General features: G+C 51.6%; 9 protein-coding genes. 7 read left to right on the top strand and 2 right to left on the bottom strand.

Annotated features, from left to right (window positions below):
- Positions 1 to 1,949: aminomethyl-transferring glycine dehydrogenase (gene gcvP, locus B2067_RS11580; RefSeq protein WP_301388564.1), on the top strand; the 1,949-nt coding region annotated here is incomplete at its 5' end.
- Between the two features lie 42 nt (positions 1,950 to 1,991).
- On the opposite strand, the gene B2067_RS11575 is transcribed toward gcvP, so the two are convergent.
- Complete coding sequence (locus B2067_RS11575) at positions 1,992 to 4,586, bottom strand: putative bifunctional diguanylate cyclase/phosphodiesterase (RefSeq protein ID WP_301388563.1); 2,595 nt, start codon at positions 4,584 to 4,586, stop codon at positions 1,992 to 1,994.
- A gap of 430 nt (positions 4,587 to 5,016) precedes the next feature.
- Here B2067_RS11575 and B2067_RS11570 point away from each other — a divergent pair, with 430 nt between their 5' ends.
- A complete protein-coding gene (locus tag B2067_RS11570) occupies positions 5,017 to 5,217 on the top strand; it encodes a (2Fe-2S)-binding protein (RefSeq protein WP_068435260.1) in 201 nt (66 codons plus the stop codon).
- Positions 5,218 to 5,432: 215 nt separating this feature from the next.
- On the top strand, positions 5,433 to 5,912 hold the full coding sequence (gene bfr / locus B2067_RS11565) for a bacterioferritin (RefSeq protein WP_076513568.1): 480 nt from the start codon (positions 5,433 to 5,435) through the stop codon (positions 5,910 to 5,912).
- Positions 5,913 to 6,005: 93 nt separating this feature from the next.
- Here the strand turns inward: bfr and B2067_RS11560 are convergent, their stop codons facing one another.
- Entirely contained in the window at positions 6,006 to 7,304 is a 1,299-nt protein-coding gene (locus B2067_RS11560) for a YncE family protein (protein WP_301388561.1), read from the bottom strand.
- Positions 7,305 to 7,791: 487 nt separating this feature from the next.
- Between B2067_RS11560 and doeB2 the strand changes: the two genes are divergently transcribed.
- From doeB2 to B2067_RS11540, 4 genes are all read left to right on the top strand, one after another.
- Entirely contained in the window at positions 7,792 to 8,952 is a 1,161-nt protein-coding gene (doeB2, locus tag B2067_RS11555; RefSeq protein ID WP_301388559.1) for a N(2)-acetyl-L-2,4-diaminobutanoate deacetylase DoeB2, read from the top strand.
- A 49-nt stretch (positions 8,953 to 9,001) separates the two neighbouring features.
- Positions 9,002 to 10,276, top strand: a complete 1,275-nt coding sequence (locus B2067_RS11550; RefSeq protein ID WP_301388557.1) for an aspartate aminotransferase family protein — start codon at positions 9,002 to 9,004, stop codon at positions 10,274 to 10,276.
- Positions 10,273 to 11,559, top strand: a complete 1,287-nt coding sequence (gene doeA / locus B2067_RS11545; RefSeq protein ID WP_301388555.1) for an ectoine hydrolase — start codon at positions 10,273 to 10,275, stop codon at positions 11,557 to 11,559. Before B2067_RS11550 ends, doeA begins: the two co-directional genes overlap by 4 nt.
- Before the next feature lie 12 nt (positions 11,560 to 11,571).
- Positions 11,572 to 12,675, top strand: a 1,104-nt coding sequence (locus B2067_RS11540; RefSeq protein ID WP_301388553.1) for an aldehyde dehydrogenase family protein, incomplete at its 3' end; no start/stop codon positions are given.

Below are 12,675 nucleotides of genomic sequence, written 5' to 3'. Positions count from 1 at the left end.
TGCAGACCCGTGAGCAGCACATCCGCCGTGAAAAGGCGAACTCCAACATCTGTACTGCACAGGTGCTGCTCGCAAACCTCAGTTCATTTTACGCGGTATATCACGGCCCGACTGGTCTGAAGACCATCGCCAACCGCATTCATCGACTGACCGATATTCTGGCAGCAGGCCTGAAGAGCAAAAACGTCGAACTTCTCAACACAACCTGGTTCGATACCCTAACGCTTAAGGTCAGCAATCGTGAAGATGTTCTGAAGCGCGCTACAGACCGGGAAGTCAATCTCCGTGATGATAAAGCACTCGGTTTGGGTAATGACACCTTGGGTGTGACACTGGGAGAAAAGACCACGGCAAGCGATGTCGCCGAACTCTTTGATATTTTCCTCGGCGCTGACCACGGACTTGATGTTTACGACCTCGACGAGGTCGTGGTCAAAGCTGGCTCAGACAGCGTACCCGCAGGTCTGCAGCGTCTGACCGGCTTCCTGGAACACCCGACCTTCAATAAGTACCACACCGAGCACGAGATGCTGCGTTATATGAAGCGTCTCGAAAGCAAAGACCTGGCGATGAATCACTCGATGATTACGCTCGGCTCCTGCACCATGAAGCTGAATGCCACCACCGAGATGATCCCGGTGACCTGGCCTGAGTTCTCGAATATCCACCCCTTCGCACCGAAAGACCAGACTCCGGGTTACGAGCAACTGGTTTCTGAACTGGATGGCTATCTGCGTAATATCACCGGCTTCGATGCCATCTGTATGCAGCCTAACTCAGGTGCACAGGGTGAATACGCGGGCCTGCTGGCGATCAAGAAATACCACGAAAGCCGCGGCGAAGGTCACCGTAATGTCTGTCTGATCCCGCGTTCGGCGCACGGTACTAACCCGGCATCGGCACAGATGGCGTCGATGCGGGTGGTTGTTACTGAGTGTGATGAACAGGGCAACGTAGATTTCGACGACCTGAAGAAGAAAGCGGAAGAGCTGTCTGATCAGCTGTCGTGTCTGATGCTGACCTACCCTTCGACACATGGTGTGTACGAGAAAGGCGTGAAAGAAATCTGCGACCTGATCCACCAGCACGGCGGTCAGGTGTATATGGACGGCGCTAACCTGAATGCTCAGGTGGGTGTGACTCAGCCAGCTTTTATCGGTGCAGACGTTTCCCACATGAACCTGCACAAGACCTTCGCTATCCCGCACGGTGGTGGTGGTCCGGGCATGGGCCCGATTGGTGTTGCCGCCCACCTGGCACCGTTCGTGGCGAACCACGCGGTACGCCCGATTGATGATGCTTCTAAGGGCAATGGCGCAGTCTCTGCTGCGCCATACGGCTCTGCCAGTATTCTCACCATCAGCTGGATGTACATCACTCTGATGGGCGGTTCAGGTCTGCGTACAGCAACACAGAACGCTCTACTGAAAGCCAACTATCTGGCGAAGCGCCTTTCTGCGCACTACCCGATCCTGTACTCAGGCCTGAACGGTCGTGTTGCCCACGAGTGTATCGTTGACCTGCGCCCGATTAAGGCAGAAACCGGCATCACCGAAGTGGATATCGCCAAGCGTCTGATGGACTACGGATTCCACGCACCGACCATGTCGTTCCCAGTAGCGGGTACCTTTATGATCGAACCTACGGAATCTGAAAGCAAAGCCGAGATAGATCGCTTCGCTGACGCTATGATCGCAATCAAAGCTGAAATTGATGCGGTACAGAACGGCGTTCTGGATGCCGAGAACAACCCGCTGAAGAACGCACCACATACCGCGGCAGTCGTGACCGGAGAGTGGGAGCGCCCTTACTCACGGGAGCTCGCTGCTTTCCCTGTGAAGGAGCTGGGTGCTCATAAGTTCTGGCCAACGGTAGGCCGTATCGATGACGTATACGGTGACCGCAACCTGATCTGCTCTTGCCCTGCGATTGAGAACTACGAAGACTGAGTTCCGGTGATATAAAAAAGCCCGCGTACGCGGGCTTTTTTATTATCCAGAGTGATTATCTACAGCAACCGACAGATGGCGCCGTTTCATAGAGAACGGGCGGGAACTGTGCTTCTCCAACCAATCACCCAACTTGTCTGATTCAATAGGATGAGCAAAGAAATACCCCTGTATCTCTTCGCCACCCAGTGACAGGACTTTATCGAGGTCATGGCGATTCTCAACACCCTCGACAATAACCGACAGTTTCAAACCATGCGCCAGCGAGACAATACTCGAAAAGAGCCCTTCACCACCGTTGCTAAGACCAGCCACGAAGGACTGATCAATCTTCAGAGTATCCAGCGGGAAATCGCGCAGGTAGCTGATTGATGAATAGCCTGTACCAAAATCGTCGATAGAGATGCGCACACCGAGATTACGCAGAGTGCTCAGAACCTGGCGGATCTGAAGTACATCACCAGCAAACACAGATTCCGTCAGTTCGAGCTCCAGTCGTCTTGCGGGCATATTGGCCTCAGCCAGTGTAGACACAACATCGTCGACAAAATCGTGCTGCCTCAGCTGCATCACAGAAATGTTCACCGCCACACGTAAATCAGACTCAGGCGCCTCTTTCATAAGCGTCTGGCAGGCCTTACGAAGAATCATACGTCCCATTGCAGGCATCAAACCGGATTCTTCTGCGAGAGGAATAAAGGTTCCGGGGCTGATAGCAACATTGCGAACATTATCGTGCCAACGCGCCAGTGCTTCGAAACCGGTCAGGCTGCCATCTTCTACGGATACGAAGGGCTGCATAGCAATTTCGATCTGGTCGTTATCAATGGCGTAGCCAAGGGCCTGCACCAGCTGCAATCGCTCGGATGCTTCATGGCCCCACTTATCATCGTAAACAGATACGCCCGTTTTCCGTGATTTCGCGCGGTAGACCGCAATATCGGCGTGTTCGAGGAGCTGCTCTGCACTGGTTCCGTGCTCAGGGCAAAGCGCAATACCGACACTGGCACCGAGAGACACCGGGCCACTATCAAGATCTATAGGTTTGCGAAGTTCAGCGACCAGCTGGGTAGCGAACTCTTCAACCTGAACTTCAGAGACATCACGACGTTCCAGGATGACAAACTCATCACCTCCCCAGCGAGCACAGATCACCTGATCGCCACAAGCGTTTGCAATACGCGCTGCGATGACGCGCAGTACATGGTCACCAGCAAGATGCCCAAGACCATCGTTCACCTCTTTAAAGCGGTCGAGATCAAGCAGGTACACAGCAAAACCTGCCTGCTCATCATTCTGCTCTTTCAGCGCTTCACTGACCTTACGTGAGAAATAGTAACGGTTGCCGAGGCCGGTCAGCATGTCGTGAGTGGCCTGATAGTTAAGTTCCTCTGTGCGCTCCTCGATCTGCTTCTCAAGGTTCGCATTAACCTCAGTCAGACGCTCGCGTGCATCCGTCAGATCATTGTTCAGTTCGGCCATTTCACGGGAACGAAATTCGGTAAGGCGCTGAAGAAGACGACCTTTTTGTGAATGCAGTGCTGACCGGTGGATGTTCTCAACCACAATCAATAAGGAAACAGAAGCCAGCATTCCCAGAGACACCATCGACCAGACCTCTTCACCTGAGAACAGGATCAGTACCGGCGGCACCAGACACATAGCACTGTTGAGGTAGAGCAGAAGACGATCGCTGGTAATACCCACCGTACTGATCACGGCAATGACGATGAACATACCGCTGACGACACCGAGACTGAAACCGCTCATGATGTCATGGAAGAGTATCAGTAAGCTGTACCAGGCAAGCTGATTCAGAACTACGCCGGCACCAAAGAGCAAACGCCAATCCCGGAGACGCAGCCTTTGTGGGTTTTCAACATGTGCCAGGAATCCCGCAGTCCGCAACGTCTGTACCGACAGATAACCCAGCAACCAACACCAGAGCAGGCTTTCGTATGCTTCAACCCTGAGGGTAATAACCATAAAGAAGGCGGCAACCGCCTGCATCATTACCGCAGGGGTGCTGTTAGCATGGAGAGAAAATACGAGGCGCTTGCGAAAGCCCTCCTCTGACATGTCGGGCTCCTGATCAGGAGCGCCATCGACTTCGTTTTTCTTGAGTGCGAGCATGTCCTTACGATGAAGCCAGCAGAAAGTCCCCACATCCATGAACAACAACATTACACCACACAGGCCGAAGGCTATGACAGAGTCATCATTCAGTAAGGTCAGCTGGATAGCCAAAGGCAACAGGTTGAGAGCGAGCAGCCCCATGCCGATTATGGGAAACAGGGCGAACGGCAGGCAATGCGCATACACAACGACAATAAAAATAGAGACGGCAATAAGGCGGGTATCAGCATCCAGCTCAGGCAGGATGACCATGCCCACGATACTCCAGAGCGTAACCATAGCGATGGACATGTAGAGCAGGTTGCGCCTCGCAGTTGTTGGGCGCCTCTTCTCTTCTGGCGTACGAATATAACGGTAGGCGTAGGTTGCAGGCACCAGGTAGAAAGTCAGTAAGGCAGATACTATATCCCAGTGGGGCCAACCCGTACGGAGAGCAACCATGGCCAAAGCGGCTATGCTGAAGCCCAATGCAACAAAAGCTCCTGCAATCGCTCTCTTCATCAGCGAAAGAGTTCTCTCGTCTGCGTACTCTTCAGTAGCCCGCAAATTCTTTGGGAAAAAGTTCGACATCAACATGCTGTTGCGCACCAAAACGTATTTTTATTATTTGCAGTGCCTTCCCTGAGCGCGGATGCGAGCCCAATGAATCAGAGCCACATCTGACAACACTTATTCTAAACAAGTGTACACCAGAAAATGTGACCCTATTAACGTTTGTTCGTTTTTTAATTGATCTTTACTCAGCAAGCGGCGTCTGGCTGACATTGCTGTCAGTAAATCTCTCCTTCTCTCCGAATCCTGATCTGAAATTTTCAATCGAAGCTTCGTTGTTACAAATCATTCGCACTTTTACTCCTAAAAAACTTGCGTTTGATAGTAATTCGTATTTATACTGGCATCAGTTTCTTAACAACAACTCAGGTGAGCTTAAATGTACGTATGTATCTGCAAAGGAGTGACTGACCGCGACATCGTTGCTGCTGCTGAGCAAGGTGCTACCCGCATGAGCCAATTGAAAGAGTGCACAGGTCTCGGAAGTCAGTGCGGCAAATGTGCTCGTGATGCCAAGGCCATCTTTAACGAAGCCAAGCAGACTGCCGCTCAGATGAGTCACCTTTTCTCGGCTGCCTGAGAGTCAGCCTGAGTAACCAGATTCGTTACTATTTCGACCTGCATTAAGCCATCAATGCCTATCATTTATGGCCAAATATCCCCCAAATAAGGGACTGAAAACTAAATCGTTTTCAGTCCCTTATTTTTTTCACCCCAAAGCTCCCTAATCGTTTGACTCAAGACCAAATCAGTATCCAGAATAGAGTCATATTCACTCACAGGGAGACGCTGGCAATGAAAGGCGACGCTAAGGTTATCGAGCACCTCAATACAATTCTGGCCAATGAACTGGTGGCCATTAATCAGTACTTCCTGCATGCGCGCATGTACAAAGACTGGGGGCTCAAGAAAATTGCGGATCACGAGTACCACGAGTCAATTGATGAAATGAAACACGCAGATGTCCTGATCGAGCGTATCCTCTTTCTGGAAGGCTTACCCAATCTTCAGGATCTGGGCCGCCTCATGATCGGTGAGAACACCAAAGAAATGATCGAGTGCGACCTCAAGCTCGAGATGAAGGCCATCCCAGACTTGCGTGAAGCTATTGCCTACTGTGAAGAAGTAAAAGACTACGTCAGTCGTGACATGCTCAACGACATCCTTGAATCAGAAGAGGAACACGTCGACTGGCTTGAAACTCAACTGAGCCTGATTGATAAGATCGGCATTGAGCGTTACCAGCAGTCCCAGCTGGAAGAAGACGACGACTGATCAGTCTATCGCGTACTAAAAAAGCCCCGTCAGGTTCAGCTGACGGGGCTTTTCTATGTTAGGAATGGCTCCGTGAGGAGCCGGGCTGACTGATCAGTACAGAGACAACCAGTCTGCCTTCAACATACCTTCACGGATACGCTGAGGGTGGTTACCCACATCAATGCGCTTGATCTCTTCACGAGTCGCGTAGTTGATAACAGATACCTGATCAGTCTCACTCCAGGAGATCAGACAGTTCTCACCACTGCGGTCAGATACTGCCCAGTAGGCCTTCTTACCCAGACCTTCCAGAATGGTGTACTCGAACGTTTCGCGGTCAACGATCGCCGCGTAGTCATCCATGGTGCCAGCTACACAAAGAGCCGAATCATCTGCACTCATCGCAAGTCCGTGATGCGCAGAATCATTCACGTAGTAAACCTTAGGCAGGTAAGGAACCATATTCGGTAGCTCCGCCAGACGCGTGATGGTTTCCGTCTCCATATCAAACTCAACCAGGCCATGCAGGAACGACAACTGGAAATAGAAGAAGCGATAATCGCTGGTGTGTGCCATCGGGCGAATCGACGGGCTCAGATCACTGAGGCCAGCCTCTTCCAGCTTCGCCTTAATGTCGATATCTTTAACGATCTGTTCGGCTTCTGTGTCGTACACGATGAACTTACGCTCACCGCGTGTGGTATCACGCAGAACCCGACCATCAAATGGCATGAATACGAAACCGATACTGGAGTGATAAATATACTTACCATCGTCAGAGTAGAGGTTTTCATGCGGTGAGTTACCGGTTGGGAACCGCCCTTCCTCTTCACCTGTGTAAACATTCAGCAGATGAACAACACTGCCGGTAGACGCCGATACCGCGACCTGAGTACCGTCCGGAGACAGCGCCATATGGTCGGAACGAACGCCATCAACTTCGAAACGCCAGACGATTTCACCGTTATCGAGATCCAGTGCTACTACGTCCGCGAAGCTTGGGCGGGAAACGATCAGCAGCTCACCGTCGTTGGTGCTGTACATGTCATCTACGTATTGGTCGTTCCCTTCACCAATAAGCTGACGTATACCCAGGAATACCGTGTAACGCCAGAAATCAGCTTTGATTTCCTCCATGCGCTCTTCGTAATCAGGAATACCGTTAACGCGGCCCAGAATTTCGTAGTTATCACCATCGATAACGTCGATAGTACCGTCCCAGTTGTTACCTACGAAAATAGCCGGACGTAAACCATCAGAGTAGTCAGGCTGATCAACAACGACCTCTTCTTCCTCTTCAGCAGGAGGCGAAGGAAAGAGCCAGTCGAACCAACCAGCTGACGCTGGTGCAGAGAATACGGCCGCCGCTGACGCAAACGCCAGTGTCAGGCCTGTTTTACGGAAGTTCATAGTAACCCCAGATATTTATCATTATTTTTATGGTGTGTTTTCACACAGATCAATGATGCTACTTCCTTCGCTTGCAGACCTTCAACCGGTTGGCCAGATATGACGTATCCCTTGTCTACTCTGGCGTGAATAGAGGCGTTAACCAATGAAAATCCCCCCTGTTACCCGTCACCTCAAACATTGCCCCGATATTGCGCACATGCACCACAAGGTTACATCAGCAGCCACAGATAGACGTTTGAACTGTTTTGGGGCCTAAACAGATTCCGCTTCTTTGATTTAATTCTTCTTTAGCTTCTGAAGTACAAGCGATTGAAAACTAATATTTTTTTAAATTCAGATTTCAAAAGATAAAAAATTTAGCCCCCTAAACAGTTAAAAAAGTGGCCTGCACGTTGCAGTGAAGAATTTACGGCATTGAAAAAAATCAGCCGATAATTCGCTGACAGAGTACAAGAGTGCTCTCTCATGACAGGCAGGAGACTTTATGTCTGACCACTGGCAAGAGACATTAAGCTTCGCGAAAAATATTCGTCGCGAACTGCATCAGCGCCCGGAGTTAAGCTGGGAAGAGCACGCGACGGCAGAAAAAATCCGCACCGTCCTCACTGACCTTGGAATACGTTGGAAAAAATGCGCAACAACCGGCACGGTTGCCGTACTGAATGAGCAGGGTTCAACTCCTGCCATTGCGTTGCGCGCTGATATCGATGCACTGCCCATTAATGAAGACACCGACGCCGACTGGTCATCGACCAGTTCTGGCTGCATGCATGCCTGTGGTCATGATGGCCATACGGCGGTTCTACTAGCCACTGCACGTTGGCTGAAGCTCCACGAAAACGAACTTTCCCGTCAAGTTATTCTGTTATTCCAACCCGCTGAAGAAGGCGGCCATGGCGCCCGTGAAATGATTCGCGAAGGTGCACTGGAAGGCGTCAGCGAAATCTACGGCTGGCACAACTGGCCGGCACTGCCTTACGGCACAATGGCCTGCCCTGATGATCTGATTATGTGTGGTAACGGAACGTTCGATATCCGCTTGGCAGGTAAAGGTGGGCACGCCAGTCAACCAGAAGTCTGCAACGATGTCGTGTTAGCAGGCTCTGCCATCGTGGTCGCCATGCAGCAAGTGGTGAGTCGCCGGTTACCGCCTCAGGCAAATGCGGTGGTCAGCGTAACTCAGTTCAATGCGGGTAACGCCCCTACGGTATTGGCTGACAGTGCGACCATCGCTGGCAGCATCCGTGTGCCTGACGAAGCAACCCGCGAGCTGGTCAATCACTCCATTACAACAACTGCCGAAAACACTGCGGCAGCGTATGGTGTTGAGTGTCAGGTAACACATCACGGCCGCTACCAGGCAACCATTAATCACCCTGTTCAGGCGCAGGCAGCAAGAGCCGCCTGGACTGAGCTTTACGGCGACAAAGCGCTTGATCATGGCCGACCAATGCCGGTCATGGCGTCAGAAGATTTCAGTTACTATCTACGGGAAATTCCCGGTGCGTTTGCACTGATCGGCAGCGACGACGGTCGCCGTAACCCGTACCCATGCCATAGCCCACATTACGACTTTAACGACCGGCTGATCGAAGATGTCTGTCGTTGGTTCTGTCGTTTAACCGGGATGCGCACTCCCCCCTGAGTTCCAATCCACTCCGATAACAACATTTATTAACGAGAGGATCAGACTCATGACTATTTTTGAGCAGCGCGAATCAAATGTGCGCGGCTACAGCCGCGTTTACCCTGTTACTTTTACGACCGCTAAAAATGCGCGTCAGACCGATGATACTGGCAAGGAATATATCGACTTTTTTGCCGGCGCAGGTGTGCTGAATTTTGGCCACAATAACGAAGCCATGATTAACGCCATGATCGACTACATGAAAAACGACGGCGTACTTCATAGTCTGGATATGCAGACCAGTGCCAAAGCTGAGTTTATGCAGACCTTCACGGATCTGATTCTGGAACCGCGGAATATGTCACACCGTATACAGTTTATGGGGCCGACAGGTACCAATGCGGTGGAAGCAGCGATGAAAATTGCGCGCCGAGCAACGGGCAGAACCGAAATTCTCGCCTTCAGTCAGGGCTTCCACGGCATGACTCTGGGCTCACTGGCCGCTACTGCAAACGAATATTTCCGTAACGCCTCTGGTGTACCACTCAATCACGTCCGCCACGAGGCATTTGGCTGCGAAGTTCCCTGCAGTGGTTGTAACCAGGGATGTGGCCTTGAAGCTCTCGATCACCTTCGTGCGCGTTATCTCAATACCTCAAGCGGCATGGCCAAGCCTGCGGCCATCTTACTGGAAACCATTCAGGCGGAAGGTGGTGTGAATGTCGCCGGAAAAGAGTGGATGAAAGGAGTCGCCGCCCTCGCAAAAGAGCTCGGTTCAGTTCTGATCATTGACGACATTCAGGTCGGCTGCGGTCGTACAGGTAATTACTTCAGCTTCGATGATCTGGGCGTAATGCCGGATATCGTCTGCATGGCAAAAGGTATCGGTGGCATAGGCACACCGATGGCGATGAACCTTGTACACCCTGAACTGGACAAGCACTGGTCACCAGGTGAACACACAGGAACGTTCCGGGGTCAGAATCTCTCCTTCGTTGCGGGTAAGGTCGCCCTCGATTATTTCCGGAATGACGACTTCATGAAGGAAGTAAAAGATAAATCCGTATTGGTTGATCAATACCTGCAGCCACTGCTCCACGCGGATAAAAGCCTGCAATTACGCGGCAAAGGCATGATCTTCGGGTTGGATATGGGCTCAGGTGAGCGCAGTGCAGCCGTAGTTCAGGAATGCTTTAAAAAAGGATTAATCATTGCAGCCTGCGGAACGGGTGGCAAAGTCCTGAAAATTATCCCGCCATTGACGATTCCCAAGTCTGATTTAATCGCAGGCCTGGAAATTCTGACTGAATCTGTCCGCAGCGTTATGGAGAAAGCCGCATGATTGAACGTGATGATATGACTTTTCCGCACGAAGAATACGTGCGCCGGATCGAAGAACTGCGTCAGCGGATTCAGGAGCGACACCTCGATGCCGTCGTTATTTCTGACCCTGAAAATATCATGTACCTGACGGACTACCAGACCACAGGGTACAGCTTTTTTCAGGCCTTAGTCGTACCGCTCGAGAAAGAGCCTTTCATGATTACGCGTGCACTCGAAGAATCGAATGTTATTGCCCGGACCTGGGTAGAGGTCACACGCCCTTACCCCGATACTGGTGATGCCATTCAGATGCTGGTCGATGCATTGCGCGAATTTGGGCTAGCTAATAAACGCATCGGTTACGAGCGTAATAGTTACTTTTTCCCGGCTTACCATCAGGATGTGATTCACACCTCACTTAAAGATGGAAAGCTACTCGACTGCTTTGGCGTTGTTGAGGAAGGCCGTGTCTGCAAATCGCGCGTAGAAATAGAAATAATGAAACGCGCGGCCGTCGCTACCGAAGCCGGCATGGTTGCCGGTATTGATGCCTGTCATGCTGGCGCTACCGAGAATGAGGTCGGTGCAGCCATCAGCGCCGCTATGTTCCGTGCCGGTGGTGAATTTCCCTCTGTCATGCCTTACGTGACGTCCGGCCCCCGCACCATGATTGGTCACGCCACTTGGGAAGGTCGTGTTATTCAGCCCGACGAGCATGTATTTCTTGAAGTGGGTGGCTGCTACCGGCGTTACCACACGGCCATGATGCGTACCGTCATGCTGGGCAATATGCCGGACTCTATGTACCAGGCTCAGGAGACAATGAAAAAGGCGCTGGACGCTGTCCATAATATCGTTCAGCCGGGAATGACTGTGTCAGACGTTGATAACCTGGTGCGCAATATTATTTCAGATAACACCGTGGGGGCTCGCCTGATAACCCGCTCAGGTTACTCGATTGGTATCGCCTTCCCACCAAGCTGGGATGAGGGCTATATCGTCAGCCTGAAGCAAGGTGATGGCACCGTCTTGAAAGAGGGTATGACATTTCACCTGATCCCATGGATGTGGGGCGTTGATGGTGATAAGACCTGCGGCATTTCAGATACGATTCACGTCACAGAAGACGGTTGCGAATCTTTCTTCTCACTGGATAGGGATTTCACTGTAAAACCTGAAGAAACACACAAAAATGCAGCCATTGATCTTGGTACTGCCCGATCAAAAAAAGGTGCGAAAAGTAAGTCATCCACTGCTGAAAACGACAAAGAAGTAGCCAGCAAAAGCGACGCGACAGCGTAAGGAGGAGTGACCATGCTTAATCCAATTAATCCTACGACCGGCACTGCTCTGCCTGAAGTTGAATCACTGACTCTGGCAGAGGCAGAAGATACGATCGGACAAGCTGTTGCAGCAGCTCCAGCCTGGGCGGCGATGAGTTACAGTGAACGGGCAAAATGCCTGATCAATATTGCCGCCGAGATGCGGGAGTCAAAGGAAGAACTGGCGCAACTGATGGCAAAAGAAATGGGCAAGCCGTTGCGCGAAGGTCTGGGCGAAGTAGAAAAATCTGCTTTCTGCGCGGAATATTACGCTGATAATGGAGAAGCCTTTCTGGAGACGGAAACACTGGCATCCGACGCCACCGACAGTTACGTCTGCCACCAGCCACTTGGAACCGTGTTAGGGATTCTTCCATGGAATGCACCAGTCTGGCTGGCCCTGCGTTTTCTGGCCCCTGCCTTAATGGCGGGCAACACCTGCGTTATGAAACCCGACCCGAATGTTCCTGAATCTGCCGCCTGTTTAACGCGAATTTTTCAGAAAAACCTGCCCGATGGCGTTATGCAGAATTTACCCATCACAACGGAAATCGTGGGTGATGCCATCGACCATCCGGGCATTAAAGCCGTTTCATTCACCGGCTCAAGTGGCGCCGGTCAGAAAGTCGCAGCACGGGCTGCCGCTGGGCTGAAACCCGCAGTTCTTGAACTGGGCGGCTCAGATCCCTGCATTGTTCTCAACGATGCTGATATTCAGAAGGCCTGTGACGTCATCACACTGTCACGCATGATTAATGCAGGTCAGTCGTGCATCGCAGCGAAGCGTGTCATCGTTGAAGCTGGCGTTTACGACGACGTATGCCGCGAATTAACCGAGCGTTTTAACGCACTGGAACTGGGCGATCCCTCACAGGAGAACCAATGCATCGGCCCTATAGCGCGCGAAGACTTACGCGACCAATTACACAGTCAGGTTATGCGCTCCATTCAGGATGGTGCTGAATGCTTAACGGGAGGCGAGAAACCGGATATGCCGGGCTTCTTCTATCCACCTACTCTATTGGCTGGTGTCACTTCTGAGATGGCGGTATTCCGTGAGGAAACTTTCGGCCCTGTTCTGGCCATTTGCAAAGCA

The organism is Thalassolituus sp. UBA2590 (assembly GCF_002339775.1).
Taxonomy (GTDB): Bacteria; Pseudomonadota; Gammaproteobacteria; order Pseudomonadales; family Oceanobacteraceae; genus Thalassolituus.
The sequence above is the reverse complement of the archived record's forward strand: the minus strand, read 5'-3'. Positions and strand labels throughout refer to the sequence as shown.

Bases quoted from the DNA above. Each gene is read 5' to 3' on its own strand.
- B2067_RS11575 (WP_301388563.1), bottom strand. From the start codon at position 4,586: ATGAAGAGAGCGATTGCAGGAGCTTTTGTTGCATTGGGCTTCAGCATA.
- B2067_RS11570 (WP_068435260.1), top strand. From the start codon at position 5,017: ATGTACGTATGTATCTGCAAAGGAGTGACTGACCGCGACATCGTTGCT.
- bfr (WP_076513568.1), top strand. From the start codon at position 5,433: ATGAAAGGCGACGCTAAGGTTATCGAGCACCTCAATACAATTCTGGCC.
- B2067_RS11560 (WP_301388561.1), bottom strand. From the start codon at position 7,304: ATGAACTTCCGTAAAACAGGCCTGACACTGGCGTTTGCGTCAGCGGCG.
- doeB2 (WP_301388559.1), top strand. From the start codon at position 7,792: ATGTCTGACCACTGGCAAGAGACATTAAGCTTCGCGAAAAATATTCGT.
- B2067_RS11550 (WP_301388557.1), top strand. From the start codon at position 9,002: ATGACTATTTTTGAGCAGCGCGAATCAAATGTGCGCGGCTACAGCCGC.
- doeA (WP_301388555.1), top strand. From the start codon at position 10,273: ATGATTGAACGTGATGATATGACTTTTCCGCACGAAGAATACGTGCGC.